This is a genomic window from Mesorhizobium silamurunense (assembly GCF_014843905.1).
GTDB lineage: Bacteria > Pseudomonadota > Alphaproteobacteria > Rhizobiales > Rhizobiaceae > Mesorhizobium > Mesorhizobium silamurunense.
Genome location: NZ_LPVS01000067.1, coordinates 23,880 through 40,806, shown reverse-complemented (window position 1 = coordinate 40,806; position 16,927 = coordinate 23,880). Strand labels below are relative to the sequence as shown.

General features: G+C 60.4%; 12 protein-coding genes. 7 read left to right on the top strand and 5 right to left on the bottom strand.

The genetic code is table 11. The features are described from left to right. Window positions 1-16: 16 nt before the first annotated feature. The gene (locus AU465_RS18165) at window positions 17-1,036 is read right to left on the bottom strand and encodes an NAD-dependent epimerase (protein ID WP_192250608.1); all 1,020 of its coding nucleotides are present in this window, start codon (window positions 1,034-1,036) and stop codon (window positions 17-19) included. A gap of 32 nt (window positions 1,037-1,068) precedes the next feature. After that, the gene (locus AU465_RS18160) at window positions 1,069-2,349 is read right to left on the bottom strand and encodes a nucleotide sugar dehydrogenase (RefSeq protein WP_192250605.1); all 1,281 of its coding nucleotides are present in this window, start codon (window positions 2,347-2,349) and stop codon (window positions 1,069-1,071) included. Between the two features lie 962 nt (window positions 2,350-3,311). On the opposite strand from AU465_RS18160, the gene AU465_RS18155 reads away from it, so the two are divergent. Next, entirely contained in the window at window positions 3,312-3,998 is a 687-nt protein-coding gene (locus tag AU465_RS18155) for a helix-turn-helix transcriptional regulator (protein ID WP_312891280.1), read from the top strand. A gap of 246 nt (window positions 3,999-4,244) precedes the next feature. Here the strand turns inward: AU465_RS18155 and AU465_RS18150 are convergent, their stop codons facing one another. Further along, window positions 4,245-5,237: a DNA-directed RNA polymerase subunit omega gene (locus AU465_RS18150; RefSeq protein ID WP_192250586.1), complete on the bottom strand. Its 993-nt coding sequence runs from the start codon at window positions 5,235-5,237 to the stop codon at window positions 4,245-4,247. Window positions 5,238-5,893: 656 nt separating this feature from the next. Here AU465_RS18150 and AU465_RS18145 point away from each other — a divergent pair. After that, a complete protein-coding gene (locus AU465_RS18145; RefSeq protein WP_246506235.1) occupies window positions 5,894-6,481 on the top strand; it encodes a sugar transferase in 588 nt (195 codons plus the stop codon). Window positions 6,482-6,544: 63 nt separating this feature from the next. On the opposite strand, the gene AU465_RS18140 is transcribed toward AU465_RS18145, so the two are convergent. After that, complete coding sequence (locus AU465_RS18140; protein WP_192250583.1) at window positions 6,545-6,793, bottom strand: hypothetical protein; 249 nt, start codon at window positions 6,791-6,793, stop codon at window positions 6,545-6,547. A gap of 326 nt (window positions 6,794-7,119) precedes the next feature. Between AU465_RS18140 and AU465_RS18135 the strand changes: the two genes are divergently transcribed. The 5 genes from AU465_RS18135 (at window position 7,120) to AU465_RS18115 (ending at window position 12,577) form a co-directional block, all read left to right on the top strand. Beyond that, window positions 7,120-8,430, top strand: a complete 1,311-nt coding sequence (locus AU465_RS18135) for an O-antigen ligase family protein (protein WP_192250580.1) — start codon at window positions 7,120-7,122, stop codon at window positions 8,428-8,430. A 216-nt stretch (window positions 8,431-8,646) separates the two neighbouring features. Beyond that, complete coding sequence (locus AU465_RS18130; protein ID WP_192250577.1) at window positions 8,647-9,297, top strand: hypothetical protein; 651 nt, start codon at window positions 8,647-8,649, stop codon at window positions 9,295-9,297. Window positions 9,298-9,325: 28 nt separating this feature from the next. Further along, entirely contained in the window at window positions 9,326-10,330 is a 1,005-nt protein-coding gene (locus AU465_RS18125) for a hypothetical protein (protein ID WP_192250574.1), read from the top strand. A 103-nt stretch (window positions 10,331-10,433) separates the two neighbouring features. After that, complete coding sequence (locus AU465_RS18120; RefSeq protein WP_192250571.1) at window positions 10,434-11,585, top strand: PqqD family peptide modification chaperone; 1,152 nt, start codon at window positions 10,434-10,436, stop codon at window positions 11,583-11,585. Further along, window positions 11,576-12,577, top strand: coding sequence for a nucleotidyltransferase family protein (locus tag AU465_RS18115; protein WP_246506233.1), 1,002 nt, complete (start codon window positions 11,576-11,578; stop codon window positions 12,575-12,577). Before AU465_RS18120 ends, AU465_RS18115 begins: the two co-directional genes overlap by 10 nt. Before the next feature lie 498 nt (window positions 12,578-13,075). Here the strand turns inward: AU465_RS18115 and AU465_RS18110 are convergent, their stop codons facing one another. Beyond that, window positions 13,076-16,777: a metallophosphoesterase gene (locus AU465_RS18110; RefSeq protein ID WP_192250568.1), complete on the bottom strand. Its 3,702-nt coding sequence runs from the start codon at window positions 16,775-16,777 to the stop codon at window positions 13,076-13,078. Between the last annotated feature and the right edge of the window lie 150 nt (window positions 16,778-16,927).

Sequence of the window (16,927 nt, the reverse complement as noted above, 5' to 3'; positions counted from 1 at the left end):
CCGCCGAAGCTGTCGATCATACCCGATAGAATTCCCGATACCATTTCACGAAACGCGGAACCCCGATCTCGATCGGAATCCCTGGTTTGAATCCAGTCGCCTCCTCGAGCGAGCTGACATCGGCGGAAGTTGACGGAACGTCGCCCGGCTGGATCGGCATCAGGTTGCGGTTTGCCTTGCGCCCGAGCGCGTCTTCCAACACTTCGATCAGCCGGTTCAGTTGAACGGGTGAATTGCCGCCAATGTTGTGGATCCTGAACGGCGCGTTGCTGGTTGCCGGATCCGGCGCGGCACTTTTCCAATCAGGGTTGGATGTCGCGGGCTGCCGCATGACGCGGACAATGCCTTCAACAATGTCGTCGATATAAGTGAAATCCCGCTGCATGTTGCCATAGTTGAAGACGTCGATCGGCTCGCCGGCGAGGATGGCCTTGGCGAAGATGAACAGAGCCATGTCCGGCCGTCCCCAAGGACCATAGACGGTGAAGAAGCGCAGTCCGGTCGTCGGCAGTCCGAACAGATGGCTGTAGGTGTGCGCCATAAGCTCGTTGGCCTTCTTGCTTGCCGCATAGAGGCTGAGCGGATGGTCGGCAGAATCGTGAACGGAGAACGGCATTCGTGTACTGCCGCCATAGATCGAGCTGGAGGAGGCATAGACCAGATGGCCAACCGAGGCGTGCCGGCATCCTTCGAGGATATTGAGAAAGCCGCTGAGATTGCTTTCCGCATAGGCGTGCGGGTTGGTCAGCGAATAGCGCACGCCGGCTTGAGCCGCGAGATTGACGACGACCTCCGGCGCGGCCGACAGAAACAGCGCCGAAATACGGTCGCGCTCCGTGAGATCGACATGCTCGAACCGAAAGTTCGGAAACCCGTTCAGCCGGTCGAGTCGCGCCCGCTTCAGGGTGACGTCGTAGTACTCGTTCATGGAATCGAGTCCGACGACCTGCCGGCCATCGGAGAGCAGTCTCTGACAGAGATGAAAACCGATGAAACCGGCCGCGCCGGTGATCAGAATTGGCCTGCTTGATGTCACTGCTTATCCCCAGCGTCGATTCGGGCCGAGCCTCACAGGCTCCAATATCTTATCGTGCCAGGAATTTCATTCGGCTTGAAGGCAGACTTGATGTCGAACAGCGTTCCACCTGGCCTGATCATCTGAAAAATGCGGGACTTCCCACCTTCCAGATATTGCTTGTGAGGAACCGCCAGAACAAGCGCCTGCAAATCTTTTATTTCCTCAATCGGCAGGATTGTTTCGCCATGGTCGCGTCGAGCGGTTTCGGCATCGGCAAGCGGGTCGTGGACTTTGGGGACAATGCCGAACTGCCGTAGTTCCCTGACCATGTCGAAAACGCGGCTGTTGCGCAAATCCGGCACGTCCTCCTTGAAGGTCAGCCCGAGAATGCCGATGGAAGCTCCTTTGACGGGCATGTCCGAGCGGATCAGCTGCTTGACGACCTGTTGGGCAACAAAGGCTCCCATCCCGTCATTGATACGACGACCGGCGAGGATGATCTGCGGATGGTATCCCTCAGCCTCTGCCTTGGCGGTCAGATAGTATGGATCGACGCTGATGCAGTGGCCACCCACGAAACCCGGCTTGAAGGGAAGAAAGTTCCACTTTGTCGACGCGGCATCGAGGACATCCTGAGTCCGAATCTCGAGCCGCTCGAAGATCATTGCCAGTTCATTCATCAGTGCGATGTTCAGATCGCGCTGGGTGTTCTCGATAACTTTCGCTGCCTCGGCCACCTTGATCGAGGGGGCGCGGTAGACACCGGCATCGATGATGCGGCCGTAGATATCCGCCACGCGCTCCAGCGTCTCGGTATTCTCGCCAGAGACGACTTTGACGATCCGTTGCAGCGAGTGTTCACGATCGCCAGGGTTGGCTCGTTCTGGCGAATAGCCAAGCGTGAAGCCATGAGGGTGCCTAAGACCTGAAATCCGCTCGATGATCGGCCCGCAGAAATCTTCCGTCACGCCTGGATAGACCGTCGATTCGAAGACGACGACCGCGCCCTTCTCAATCGCTTCCCCGACAAGTTCGGATGCCAACTTCAGAGAAGCAAGATCGGGGGCGCGGTTGATATCGATAGGGGTCGGCACGGCGACGATGAAGAACGTCGCGCCTTTCAACATCTTTCGGTCGGCGGTGAGGACGATCGACGTTTCCTTGAGCGCCGTTGCGTCGACCTCTCCCGTGCGATCGATGCCGTCGCGCAGTTCGTTGATCCGACGTTCGCTGATATCAAACGCAATCGTTCCTGGGAAAACCTTTCCAAACGCGACAGCTACCGGCAAGCCGACATAGCCTAACCCGATTACAGCAATGCGTTCGGACATCCGCAGATTTCCTCAGGTCATTTATTGAGTCGAGGCGCTTGTATGGCAGGCGGTGTTTCAATTCAACGATGCGCCATTGCGAAGGAGAAGTCTCCACTCAACCCTGGATCGGCGGCACGGACCACCTCGGCCCTACTCTGCTTAAGCGCCAAGACCCTGCCAGTTCTGTACGGAACAATGGCGCTCGCGATAGGCTTGGCATTCACTGCGTGGCAGAGTTCATAGAGCCAATGGGCAGGAGGCCCCGGGCCGTCTTCCGCTGGCGAGACTGTCAACGACAATGCCTGCTCGAGTAAGCGAACGAGGCGTGTTCGTGCACCGCCGTAAGCGCCAGCACCTGCGACTTCGCAATGCGTCGCGCTATCGAAGACAGGCGAGTGTCTGAAGCGGTTCTTGTTCGAGTTGCCGGTCAAAAAGAAACCCCGGCTGCAGCGGTTGGGTGGGGGACACTGGCAGCCGAGGTCAATGGGTTTTCCTGGAATTGTGGCGCCATTTCCTCCGGGTCGCAAATCTCCACCATGAGGTCGAGACAGGCCCGCGCGCAGCTTTGGGACGCTGAATTGCCTCGCTACAATTTAAGGTTGTCATCCTTTCGGCTAATTTAGCCACCTAAGATATAATTACCAAATTGTTAACCCGGATTAATGCACCTTTTCCACAGCATCGTAGTATGCATTTGAGGCTGGATTACCTCAATGGAGCGGGGGTGCCATACGTCCGTGGGTTGGGCCGGCGTATGCACTACTCCTTGAATCTATTCCTCAGTTGACAACCAGTTGCCCGACACACGGTAGGAACGAGCGTATCAGTTCATGCCTCTGACAAGCCTTGCGAGGGTCAAGATATAAAGGGGGAGCGAGCAAAGTCAGCGGCGGAGAGGAGTAAATAAGGCGATGGGACATGCTCAAATTTCCGATTCTTGGAAGGACGCGACGGGGTTACAGAACGGGCATCTGACGGACGTGAACGGGCTCGGCACGCCCGCTCTCGAAGACGGACATCAGACCGAAGGCCTGGTCGTAATTGTGGACAAGCGAGCGCTCGAGCGCGAATGCCTTGCTCGAGGCCTTATCGAACATAATCCGGCTTTGCGCGTCAGCGCCGTCGGATCTCTTGACGAGATCCAGCACATTGCCAGCGGGGCGGAGCCATCCGCCATTCTCGTTATTCTCGGGGCCAGAAAGGTTACCGACCAAAGCGTTCGGGCGGAACTTGTGCACCTCATCTCCGAGGTTGGCGCCGTGCCAGTAATCGTCGTGGTGGATTCCGACGAGCCAGGGGAGATTCTTGCGGCTCTCGAATGCGGCGCCCGTGGCTACATTCCCACGAGTGTGAAGGTGAAGGTCGCTGCCGAGGCCATCGGTCTCGCCCGCGCCGGAGGAATCTTCGTGCCCGCCAGCTGCGTGCTGGCGCTACGCGAGGTCATCCATTCGACCGCAAACGGGGCCCGTCCGCTTGCCGGCATGTTCACCTTGCGCGAGGCCGCGGTCGTGGAGGCGCTCAGGAAAGGCAAGGCCAACAAGATCATTGCCTATGAGCTCAACCTCTGCGAGAGCACCGTCAAGGTCCATATCCGCAACATCATGAAAAAGTTGAAAGCTACGAACCGCACGGAGGTAGCCTACAAACTTAGACAGATGATGCTTTGAAGGCTGCCCGGTCTAAAGCGCGTCGCGCTGAAACGGATTCACGCGACGCGCTTTAGATCTTTGTTTTTATGCATGTCGTTTTCGCAAAACCGCTGCACACTTTTGCGCGACATGCATTAGCGCCTGGCAATAGAACGACCGGCACGCCAATGCTCGGACGTGGAGGCGGACCTCTTTCAGGTCCACCCTCCACGTCTCAGGTTCAGAAGTTTGAACGATCCCTCCGGGCCCATGAAACGAATACGCTCAGGCCGATGTGCAGGCATGTTCCCGGTCGAGCGATCCTGCCTTCACGAGAAATCCAACGCTGTCTCCGCCCAACTCCGCATCGCGATATGCGGCTTCGGCGGCCTTCAGGCCCCCCGTCAGTCTGCGGATCACCGGAGCCGCTCCGAGTATCTCGAGCGGCAGGCCCAGCTCGCCGCGGTTGGGGCGCTTCGGCGGCCAAACCTTGAGGCCGAAATAGCTGGCTGCCGAGCGGTCGATCCCGCCGCTGAACTGCACCAGCAGCGCCTGGCGCGATCTCCTGGCAATACGGCCCAGGCTGTTGATGTCCATTGGCGGTTTGGCCGAGGGCCTCATCGCGACGATGATCACCTCCCATGCATCATCGGTCAGCAGCACCGGATGCGAAAAAACACTGACTCTTGCCCCACGCTCCTCGAGCATATGCTCGAGGAATGGCGCGCAGGGCGTGTCGCAGACGATGGCGAACCTCGAGGCACGCTGGTCGACGCCGGCATCCTCGAGCAAGACCCGGCACAGCCGCGCGAATTCCGGCAGCAGGCCTATGGCCGGGTGGCTGAGATTTGGAGCCGCAACCTTGATGCCGGCCTCGTCACAGGCGTCGAAGTCCAAAACGCCTGGCCGAAGCTCCCAAGGTTCAGCCATGAGCGAAACAACCGCATGAGAGGGCAAGAGCTCGATGAGCGATCTCGAAATCGGCCCGACCTGGGGACAATTCGTGATGATGTCGACGTCCTGCCATTTGCGGCTTTCGATGCGGTTTGTCACTTCCACGCGTTCGGCGACCTTGGCGTATTCGGCAAATGTCAACGTCGCATCTGCGGCTGCCGCCAGGCTCGGATGTCTGGAGGATACGCGAGTGAGTGCAACGACACGGTCGGCATTGGCGAGCGCCGCGGCCGTCGCAGTCACTGCTTGATATCCTGTCGCAGCGCCGACCACGACGGTGAGGCCTGAGAGATCGAGATCGAGCAAGCCTATCTGCTTGCGCACGATAGCAAGTGTTTCCGCACGGTCGATCTCGGGAAGATGACGAGCAGCCGGTCTTGCGGGGAAATCACGGGACCAAGGCTTCAGAACGGGCGCCACGTTACGTGCTCTCCACTATCAGGCAGGCTGGCATTCCTTGACGCGGAAGATCTGCCCGTCGGATCTCGTCCGGACGCGACGCGCTTGCTTTTCATCCATCGCATTGCCATGCGGCTTTGCCGGCTTGCATTCGGCAAAAGTGGCCCCAGACACTCTCTCAGCATCCTCGCCACGAGAGGTAGGGCCCGAATTCAGTCGGCGCTCTCGACCGCCGGTGCCGAACCAGTTCCAATTCGTCGATCACGCAATACAGTCGAACTTGCCCGAACCGCTACTGCAGAAAACGGGTGCCCGGTGATACGCCGTTTGATCAGAAGGCTTATCGATACCGCGCCGGCAATGCGCGGTTCAGGCTAAGGGGGTAACCGGTACCAGATACGGCGCTACCTCCTTTGCGGTTCTTGCCGGGAATGAGCCGCCGCTGTGAAGTTGATTGTTGAAACCAGCCGTATTCCCTGGCGAAGCTCATGACAATCAGCGCATTTGATATGAACCCCCGCAGGCCCGGCGTCCGCGTCGGCCAAAACCATCGTCCGCTTGGGGGACGGCCCAAGAGGATCATGGACGTGACCGTCGCATCGGTCGCGCTTGTCCTTGCCGCACCGATTATGCTTGTGGTTGCCCTCTTGATATTGGTGACCGACGGTGGACCGGCGATATTCTCCCACACCCGGATCGGCTTCAACGGCAAGCGTTTCGCCTGCTACAAGTTCAGGACCATGGTCGCCAACTCCCAGCAGGTTCTGGCCGACTATCTTGCGAGCAATCCCGAAGCCGCCAAGGAGTGGGAGCAGAATTTGAAATTCAGAAACGATCCGCGCGTCACATTCCTGGGGCACATCCTCAGGAAGTCGAGCCTGGATGAGTTGCCTCAGCTCATCAACGTGCTGCGCGGCGACATGAGTTGCGTCGGCCCTCGACCGGTCGTCCCCGATGAACTGCAACGTTACGGCGCCTGTGCGATCGACTACCTTCGAACCCGGCCCGGTCTGACCGGCGCGTGGCAGGTGACGGGCAGGGACGCAATAGATTATCCAGGCCGTGTCTCTATCGACAGCCGCTACGTGCGAAACTGGTCCATATGGGCCGATGTCGTCATTCTCATCCGGACGGTCTTCGCCGTGATGAGATTCGATCATGCGTCTTGATCGGCGAGAAAGGCAGCGAACCTAGGGCGGCACGGCCGCGTCGAACAGGTCCGGCGCCGGCCGTCATTGCTCATGGGTCATGCCGCGACGCCACACGACGCCGAGGAAGACGCCGAGCAGGTAGGCGCACTGCAGCGTGACGACGAAAAGCAGGATCGAAAGCAGACGGTCCCAGTCGAACAAGCTGCCGATGCCGCCTGCAGCCGCGCCGAACGCGACAATCACCGCGGTCATGACGATGAGCGCCGGTGCCCGAACACGAAATCCGAGCAAAATGCCGATCACTCCGACGGCGACAAGGCCCCAAAGCACGGCGATCTCCTATGGTGCGGAAGACTCGGTGTGCCGCGCCCAAGTCTCCCATATCTGCGAATCCCTACCAACACCCAATCCCGGCTGCGCTGCCTGACCGGCTCTCGACGTGGCAGCGGGGAACCGCGGTATCTCCGACCCTTGCACAAAAGGCGTAGGGCACCTTGTCCGGATGCTCCGGTTTCGCTCATTCCCTTGTCCACCGGCTGCGCCTACGCTGCTCATGAAATAGGTACGCGGAGTATTCACCCGCGGTGCGGCAGCGCGCCTTCAATCCGGCATTGGCGCGCAGTTGCTGCATAGCGCTTTCGGCGTGATGTCCATCCATGCTGCAGACATCCATTCTTTTGCTTATCGTTTCGATATGGTTCCCCGGCGCCACTCGGATAGCCGGCACCGATGGCTCGCTTTCCTTTTTGCTGGCTTTGTTCTGCGCCGTGCTGAGCATCGTTCCCTACGCCGAAACGACAAGACGCCTTCATCGGACTGACGCAGCCCTGGCGACTGCCGTGCTGACGATGTCTGCTGTCATCATGATTCTGTCCCTGCTGTCGGCACTTTACGCGGACAATCCGATCAGGACCATGCGCGCGGTCTTCGCGCAGGTGTTTGGTTTCGCCATTATTCCAACGATTGCAGTGATCGCCACGAGGCCCAGGGGGTTCGAGGCAATCGACAGGATTGGGATGGCCATGGTCATCATGGTTGCTGTTACATCCTGCCTTGTCGCTGTCGGGCTGGGCGACGCTCGATTCGCCGATCGGGCGGAAGGCTATTTCAAGCATGCAAACCAGCTCGGAATTGCCTTGTCGGCCGGTCTGCCGCTTGTCGCTGCGAAGCTGGTCGCTTCTCGAAGGCACCGAATCCTCCTCTCGGGTTGTCTGCTCGCGGGACTCCTGGGTCTGGTTAAATCGGGATCCAAGACGAATTTCGTCCTTGGCGTCGCAGGTCTCGGTACGTTCTTTGGGCTATACAGTATCTATCTGGTGATAAGGAAGCAGCGGCCAATAACAGTGATCGCGGGGGTGGTTGCCGCTCCGATATTATTCCAAGCGAGCTTGGCGACATTGCAGTTCCTAAATCCGCGAGCCTACAAGCTGCTGTCACTTCAGCTTTCCGGCGGTGAGGCGCATTCGATCGTGTCGCGGCAACGACTGTGGTCCATATCGATCGATCTCGGCCTAGCGCATCCGTTCATGGGCGTGGGGGCAGGGCAGTGGGTGGAAGACATCGCTCCGCATAGCCATAACCTGTTCATCGACTATTTTAGAACACTGGGAGTGCCTGGCTTCGCGTTGGTATTGACTATCGTTGTGCTGGTCGTGGCATATCTGGTCTGCGCCGTTCTTCACACACTGGTCGACAAAGGGAGGGGCGATCAAGCGACCGAAGTGAATGTGATGGTGCTCGGAACGTCGGTTGCCGTGTGGAATTACCTCGTCGCGAACCAGATGAGCGATTCCTTCGGTCCGTCGACCTCGGCTTTCTTCTGGCTGCCGCTGGCTTTGCTCATATTCTACCGCGGCATGCAACGATCATTGCAGACCAGATCTAACGAGAACCCAAAGTTGTACGCCGGGACTGGGTCTCAGCTCTTCGGACACGGAAAGATAAGACAGCTTCTTCCCAGTCGTTGATCCTCCGCGAGTTAACCTCACCACCTTAATCCAATGACTTCGCAAAACGTTCGCGACCTGGCGGGAGGCCTCCCGCCAAGCCCCGAAGCACGTGTGCTTCAAACGGACATTCGATTTGTGGAATTCTTCGGTCTTCCCGGGGTCGGAAAGACAACCACCTGCAGCCTGTTGGCGAACGGCTTGCGACGGTGCGGCCCGCTGGTAGGTGACGTGCGAATGTCGCCGGGGACAAGAACTTTCATCGGCCGGCAAATCCATAGGATCGGTATTGTTGCCCCAAGAGTTAAGGATCGTGAGTTCCGTTCCCTGCTCATGCGAATAGCCCGCTTTGCCATCGAAAGCGGACAATCATCGATTGTCGATGTCGTCAGGGTCATCTGGAACATGTCGGTTCTGGTTGCCTATGTCCAGAGCGAGAGGGCACGGAAAAATACTATCACTATTATGGACCAGGGGCTGCTGCAGGGCTTCTGGTCTATTTTTTTTAAAAGCAAGCATCGGGCAACTTCCGAAAAATGGTTTGATATCCTGTGCGCTATTGGCGTCGATGACATGCTCTTTGTCCATCTGCGCGCTGAGACGGGCATGGCCCGGGATCGACTTCTGAAGAGGAGTGATCGGTCCTCGCGGATGCAAAGGGCATCTGCCGACCGCGACCTTGATCTCTGGTCGACTGCGGATCGAACTTGCCGCGAGCTGGCCGCCGATCTTGAGAGGGAAATGGGCACGGAGAATCACGTCGGCGTACTGGCGTCAGTCGACGTGGAAAGGCTGGCATCGCCCGAAGACGTGGCTGAAAGAGCGCTCGAGGCGGTGCTTTTAGGCTGTCTCGAACGACATCGGCGATACGACTCGGTCGATCGATGAGCACGTCCGTCAACTAATGAGTACGGGGATGGACCGCCGATCACTCATATGCCTTGCCGGTTTGTATCCGGTGTTTGCTCTGCTGCCCGGCTTCTGCCGGGCCGAAGGCGGACAAATGCCGGGGGGCAAGCAGCTCGTTCTGACAGGTGAGCATGGCTACGAGCAACAATCCATTCGGAATCTCGAAGCCGGAGCAACAATCGACGCTCGGAATGCTTCCTTCACAGTTGCCAACAGCAGAAACACCAATCCCAGCGCGATGATGGGCTGCGACGAGGGGACGTTGCCGGTCAATCGCTATCCAGTCGTCATCCGTAACTGCCCCGGCGTTCACTTCATCGGAGGGCGCTTCGACGGCCAGGTGCCGCTAACCTCCGATTGGCGGGATACCTACTGCAACAGCGCGGCTCTGCTTGTCAGGGACGGAACCGCCAATGCGACAATAGAAGGTGTCCGTGTGCGGCGCTGCTGGGACGCCATCCGTTTCGCCGAGCGGGCCGATGGCTTTCGCCTAAAAGGGTGCTGGTTCAGCGAAGTCAGGGATGACGCGGTGGAGAATGATTACCTCCTCAGCGGCACCGTCGAAGATTGCCTGTTCGACGGCTGTTTCTCGGGGATCAGCGTGGATCCTGCGTCAAACGACCGGGACGGAACTGGGCAAACCGTGCTGATCGACCGTACCCTCATCCGTATGCACGCCTTTCTCTCGAAGGGCGAAGTCACGCATCAGGCGCCGATCAAGGCTGTCGATCAGTCACCCAGGCTGAGGATCACGGGATCGGTTTTTGCATTGGCTTCGGCAAACATGCGCGGATTCCGTCGCCTGGAAAGAACCTGGCGGCTGGCCATCGAAAGCCGGGACAACGTGTTGCTGTGGCTGCCCGACGAGGCAATCCCGTCGGCATTGCCGATGCCGCCGTCCGGTTTCAAGGTGCTGACGGGGGCTGATGCGCGCGAATACTGGAACAAGGCGCATCTCCAGTGGGTCTCGGGACATCAGAACGTGGCCCGGTTCTCCGACGAAGCGCTGTGAGAAGGCGCACCCGGCGGCAAGTCGCCGGTCATTCTGTTCCTTAGAAATGCTTTGCAGCTTGGGCCGTCGCCACGTTTCGGCAGACGGGGAGGGGGCTATCGCGATGAATCACCACGAGGCGGTCAGCAGAACGGTGGCGCCAGGCGCTGCCGCTCACAGTCGTGCGACGTTTGTGACCCAAGGGCGGCTGGCACGCGTCAGGGGGCAAAATATCCTGTTCAGTCCATCCCAGCAGGCCGTTTTCGCCGTCAACGATACTGCCGCCGAGATCTGGCGCTCGCTGGAAGGAGGCATGCCGCCGGACGCCATCTCGGCCGAGATGGCGCGCGGCGGCGTTGATAGGCTCGAGGCAGACAGGCATGTCGAGGCCGCGCTGAGGGATTGGCAGCAGCTGAGCCTGATACGGCCTCACGCGCCGTTGTCAGCGTCGGCTCAAGAGCCTGTGAGCCAGATGGTCGCCATTGCGGGCCTTAACATGCGCATCGACTACCCGGCTGCCTGCGCGTTTCCCGCGATCACCGTATTTCGGCATCTCGAGGTGCGAAGGGAGAGGGCCGACGTCCTTCTCCAACTGGTCGATCACGACGGGCGGGTCCACCTGTTCCGGGATGGCGACTGGATTCTCTCTTGCGCGCCCGACGAGCTGCCCGTCATGCTGAAAGGGCAATTGCTGATCGAGGTTCTCGATCGCGGCGCCTACGAACTTGCTCTGCACGCGGCCGCGGTTGTCAGAAATGAACGCATCGTGCTTCTTTGCGGCAAGCCGGGCGCAGGCAAGACAACGCTGACCCTGGCGCTGGTCCATGCAGGGTTCGGTTTCGCTTCTGACGATGTCACGCTGCTGGACTCCCGGGGGCATGGCGTTGGTCTGCCGTTTGCCCCCGCCGTCAAGGCGGGAGCATGGCCGCTTGCGGCCGAGCACTACCCCGATCTCTATGCTGTCCCGGTCTGTCGCCGACCGGACCGCAGGCGTGTTCGGTTTGCGGTGCCCAGCGAGGTCGCGCCGCCTTCTCCGATACCGATCGGCTGCGTGATCCAGCTTCGTCGAGGTCGCGACGCGAAAGCTTGCCTGGAGCCGGTCGACCCAGCCGACGCATTGCGCGTCCTGCTCAACGGCGCGTTCGCGCCAGGCCGAGAGTTGAGCGGCGCCGCCTTCGACGCACTGACCCAGGTAATCGGATCGGCGGGCACCTATTGCCTGACCTATTCGAAGCTCGGCGATGCGGTGGAGCTGATCACGAAGGCATGCCGATGATGCGCAGGGGCAACGCGCTCGAGGCGTTGATCGCCGGACTTCGCGGCAGTCCGGCCGCCAGGGCCGACTGGCATGCTGTGATTGCCCTGGCCAATCGCACTCTGCTCACGCCAGACCTGTTCTCGTCCCTCGCGCGCGCCGGCCAGATCCACCGATTGCCGCAGGACGTGTACGAGTACCTTCGGTTCGTTCACGACTGCAATCGGGAGCGGAACCTGCGCTTGCGTGCCCAACTGCTTGAAGCCGTTGCGGCCCTTAATCGCCGCGGCATCGTTCCACTACTGCTCAAGGGCGCTGTTCCCCTGTTCCTTTCGCCTGTCGGCCAGGCTCCCAGCAGGATGACAAGCGACCTCGATCTGGCTGTGGAGCCGGCTGAAGAGGCGGCCGCCCAAGCCTGCCTTGAAGAACTCGGTTACGTCGACGTGGCAGGTGGCCGAGGCATGGCTCGTCAGCAGGACGCCGGAATGCTGGAACTCCGGGCGCGCCGGGCGAACGACTTTGAACCCCCTATGCTTGTCCAGCGGGACGGTTTGCGGGTGAATATTCCTCCTGTCCAGTCCCGGGCCCTGCATTGGATCGTGCACGACCTCTTGAAGGAGGGGGACTACTGGCGCGGAAGGATTGATCTCAGGCATCTTCATGACCTCGCACAATTGGCGGAGAGCGACGACGTGGACTGGGGGGCGCTGCAGGCGTCCATGTCGGACCGAAGTGCTCGCAATGCTCTCGACACCCAGCTCCTGGCCTTGCATCACTTCTTCGGAACCAGGATCCCGGCAAGATGCGCAGGGCGGCCGATCGTCCGTTTCCAGCACTGGAGACGCATCTTCACGGCAACTCACCCGATCATCGGCGCTCCGTTGCGCCTGGCCGGCAATTTGATGTGGGGAACGCGGCAGTTTCTACGTGCCGATGGCTCGGCGCGAGGAGGCTCGTCCGATCTCGCGCGGCGCATCGCTCGCACGCTGTTGATTCCAAGCGCGAAAATCTAAGCCTTTTGGTGAACTAGTACCCATGTATCGGGATGCATAAAGTAAATTGCGTGAAATTTTGGAACGCCTATGGGGAGGATTGTCATGCCAACCGAAAGCACAAAACGCTCGGAACGGACGCAGGAAACCCTGGTTTCAGAGGCTCAGGCGCGTCGGGACTTTCTGAAGAAGGCGGGGCGTTTCGCGGCGGTGACTCCACCGGCCATAACGCTTCTGCTGGGCACGAGCTTGAACTCCAGGGCGATCGCCAAATCGGGAGGAACACGCCCGGGCAATGGCTGGGGAGACACGAACCACATTCACGTTGGCCCTCCCGGCCAGACGTAAGCTTCTTGACCATCACGGTGGTCGCTGAAAGCAGCGTTTTCAGGACATAGGGTTCTAGCCCGGACCGCCTGCGGCACGCCAGAGTGCCGCAAGCGGCCCGGGCATTTGTTTGCCGGCCGCGGCCAGCCTGGCGCCTGGATGGACCGCGCCCGCGTGTCCGCGAAAGACGCGCTACGCGAGTAGCAGTGTGCTAAGGAAGTTGTCGTCGTGGAACTGATCCACGTGAACGCCAGTCAGCGTGATCTGATCACTGCCGCCTAGGGATGCCACGACATTCGAACCCTGGTTCGTGGCCACCTGCTGGAACTGGCTGACGTTGTATATGCCGAAGGCTCTGAGATCGAGGACATCGCCGGTGCCGGCGCCGGGCAGGAAATTCATGACCGTGTCCTGACCGTCACCACGGGCGAACACGAACAGGTTATGCTGGTTGCCGGCAACCAGCGTGTCGTTTCCGCGCCCGCCGATCAGCGTGTCGTTTCCGCCCAGGCCCCACAGATAGTCGGCACCGGCAGTGCCGTTCAGGACGTAGCCGCCGTTGGCGATCGTCGGAGCGCGGCCCGCCGGCGTCGGGACAAAGTAGGAATCCGTCAGCAAGCTGGTTGCGGTCGTCCCGTTGAAGCTGCTCACTTTGTAGAACTCGATCAGCATGCCCTGGTCCGTGACCGTCACCAGGTTGGCGCCGACATCGGGAACGGTTTTGCCAGCACCACCAAGGCCGGTGGTCGTGTAGGGAAGAAAGACACCGTCGCCGTTGTCGTCCCTGTTCTCCCGGTAATAATTGTGCTGATGGCCGGCAAAGACCGCGTTCACGCCCCATTGCTCGAAGGGCCACCGCATGATGGCCGTGTAGCCACTCGGGTTGAATGGCGTGTGATGGAAGTAGGCGACGTCGAAGCCCGCGTTGGAATTCGCGAGAAGGTTTTGCATCCAATGGCCCTGCACCGAAGTCGAACTGCGGCCGTCCGGCTCCTGCTTGTTGCTGTTGAGGGCGAAGAAGTGCACCGGCCCGACCTGGAAATCGTAATAACGCTCGTTGTCGGGCAGCGTGAAATAGTTCAGGTAGTTTGTGACGTTACCTTCGTTGTATTCGTGGTTGCCTAGCGTTGGAAAGAAGCGGTTGATGGCGCTGCCGCTCCCGTACGCGCCCTGATAGTTGCCTATGTAGTCATGGTATTGCTGGCCGACCGCAGCGTCCATTACCTGCGGTGCGTAGACGTTGTCGCCTATCGTGAGAATGAAGTCGACGTTCCAGGCATGGACCATCGCCGACACCGCCTTCTCGCCGGAGAGATCGGTATCGCCGTAATCACCAAAGACGGCGTACCGGTACAAGACCTGCGGCGCCGCCGTCGGAGCGACACTGACCGCATAGTCCTGCGCGGCGGTGCTCCCGTCGGACGAGGTTGCGGTGACATGGAGGTTGATTGACGGCTCGGTTGCCGCATTGAGCGTCCCCGTGGCTGAGCGCGTGATGACACCGGTATTGGCATCGATAGTGAAGCGCGTGTCGTTGATGCTGTAGGTGACCGTATCAGTTACATCGGGATCCTTGGCCGAGGCCGTGATGTGGACCAGAGTGCCCTCGGCTGCGTTTTGGGTGATCTGGTTGGCGGCAGAGTCGGCATCCTGCGGATGCTTGAAGCCGACCGGGCCGGTCGTCGGCACATAGTATTCGACGTGCAGGAGCGGGGCGCCGGCGGCGCTGCCGTCGAAGGAATTGGCCCTGCGCGTGCCGCTGCTGCCGCTGACGACGAATGCCATGTCGTTGAGTTGCAGATAGCCCGGCTGGTTGATGATCTCCTGCACGATCGGAGAGAGATCCGGGGTGCGTTCGGCAAGGCTGGCTTCATTGTTCACGGTCCAATCGGGCGGCGTCCACGTCACCGAGGCATTCGTCATCAGGCGCGAGGTGACATTGTTTGTCTCAATCTCGAAGGGGGTGGCTTCGTCGCTTTCGCCCCGGATCAGAAGCGACTCAGCGCCGGTACTGGTATTCTGGGCATGGAACTGGATGTAGGCACTGGTGATGATGGCGTCGTAGGGAATGTCGATGCCGGTGAAGCGCATTCCAACCGTTTGGTTCTTGGTGCCACCGTACTCGATAGCCATGTCGAGATTGCTGCTGGTAAGGTCCATCCCGCCGCTGGGGCCTTGCTCGACGTCGTCGGCGCTGGCTGCGATCCTTTTCTCGAAAATCGGCCCTGTGGTCACGCTGACCGCATAGTCTTGCGCCGCGGCGCTCCCGTCGGACGAGGTCGCGGTGACATGGAGGTTGACCGACGGCTCGGTTGCCGCATTCAGCGTGCCGGTGCCAGAGCGCGCGATGACGCCGGTATTGGCATCGATAGTGAAGCGCGTGTCATTGAGGCTGTAGGTGACCGTCGAACCAGCATCGGGATCCCTGGCCGAGGCGGTGACGCCGACGCCCGTGCCCGCCACGGCGTTCTGAGCGATCCGGTTGACGGTAGCGTTGGCATCAGGCGGGGTATTGAATGCGACTGGTTCCGGGCTGTCGAGGACCGCGAGGGTGAAGCTCTGGTTGGCGGTGCTGCCGTCGGACGAGGTTGCCGTCACCGTAAGGTTGATCGACGACTGGGTCTCGAAGTCGAGCGTGCCGGTGGCCGAGCGCGTGATGACGCCGGTGCTGGAATTGATGGCGAAGCGCGTGTCATTGAGGTTGTAGGCCACAGTCGAGCCTGCGTCCGGATCCGTGGCCGAGGCGGTGATGCCGACTGCCGTGCCCGCCGCGGCGAGTTCGGCGATCTGGTTGGCGGTAGGATCGGCATCCGGCGGTGAGTTGAAGGTGACCGGACTGCCGGCCGGACCAGGCAGCAGATACTCGATATGCAGCAGCGCTGCGCTGGCCGGATTGTATTCGTAGGAATCGGCCGTGCGTGTGCCGGTGCCGGTAATGATGAACGCCATGTGGTTGAGCGCCGACCAGCCCGTGCGGTTGACGATCTCCTGCACGATCGCCGTGAGGTCCGGCGTGCGCTCGGCGAGGCCGTGCTCGCCCACTGTGGTCCACGGGTCCGGCGCCCAGGACGTTGACGCGGTGGTCCTGGGAAGCGAGGACACGTTGAAGCTGGCGGTGGTGAAGGGACTGGCGTCGTCGGTATCGTCGCCCTGAATCAACAGCGACGTCGCGCCGGTCATCACCTCATTGGCCTGGAACTGGATGTAGGCGTTGGTGATGGTGGCGCCCTGCGGGATATTGATGCCCGTGAAGCGGATGCCGACCGTCTGGCGCGTGGTTCCGTCATAGCCCAGCTCCAGGTCGTTGATGTTGGTTCCGATCGTACCGGAGCCTTTCTCCTCGACATCGTCGCCGGCGGTCGCCACCCTCGTTTCGAAGATCGGGTCGATCGCAGTTGAGCTTGCGAGGAGGCCGCTGCTGGCAACCGTGGTGCCAGTCGGCATCACGCCGGTGTCAATGACTACATGGGGGGTGGCGTCGGCGATACCACTGCCCGCATCGCCTGTTCCCGCAAATTGCCAAAGGCCGCTGGAGACTTTCGTCGCCAGCGTGTCGAGAAAGGTGCTGTCGAGATGAATGCCAAGTCTGGCTGCCGCCTCGGCCAGGCCGATCAGTTTCAGTTCGCCGCTGGTTATTGAGGTCGAGGCTGCGCCATGGCCGGCATTGTGCTCGCCCGGCTCGGCGGCGAGGCTGCCGTCATCCGGTGTCGCCGAAAGCTGCGGCGCGCCGTCGTCGCCAGGCTGGACCTTTACAAGGTTCGGATCGCCGACAGCGAACGGCGAGCCGTCATCGAGCGGGTGAAGGCTTTTGGGGAAGGACGTCGAGCCAAGCTCTGCCGAGAGCAGCCCAATCGCATTGCCGTTGTCGGGAATCCGAGGTGGTGGTTTGGGCATGACAAATCTCCCTCGTCGCTAGATCAGCAGACTCAGGGACGCGTGTTCGGAGACCGGCTACGGCCGTCTATAACGCTCTTCAGTTGGCTCGAGCCTATCGCGCCCGAAGTTCGTCCATCCGGCCGGGAATGCGGCGCTCCGGGGCTTGAA

Bases quoted from the DNA above. Each gene is read 5' to 3' on its own strand.
- AU465_RS18130 (WP_192250577.1), top strand. From the start codon at position 8,647: ATGTCGCCGGGGACAAGAACTTTCATCGGCCGGCAAATCCATAGGATC.
- AU465_RS18110 (WP_192250568.1), bottom strand. From the start codon at position 16,777: ATGCCCAAACCACCACCTCGGATTCCCGACAACGGCAATGCGATTGGG.
- AU465_RS18115 (WP_246506233.1), top strand. From the start codon at position 11,576: ATGCCGATGATGCGCAGGGGCAACGCGCTCGAGGCGTTGATCGCCGGA.
- AU465_RS18145 (WP_246506235.1), top strand. From the start codon at position 5,894: ATGGACGTGACCGTCGCATCGGTCGCGCTTGTCCTTGCCGCACCGATT.
- AU465_RS18120 (WP_192250571.1), top strand. From the start codon at position 10,434: ATGAATCACCACGAGGCGGTCAGCAGAACGGTGGCGCCAGGCGCTGCC.
- AU465_RS18125 (WP_192250574.1), top strand. From the start codon at position 9,326: ATGGACCGCCGATCACTCATATGCCTTGCCGGTTTGTATCCGGTGTTT.
- AU465_RS18160 (WP_192250605.1), bottom strand. From the start codon at position 2,349: ATGTCCGAACGCATTGCTGTAATCGGGTTAGGCTATGTCGGCTTGCCG.
- AU465_RS18135 (WP_192250580.1), top strand. From the start codon at position 7,120: ATGCTGCAGACATCCATTCTTTTGCTTATCGTTTCGATATGGTTCCCC.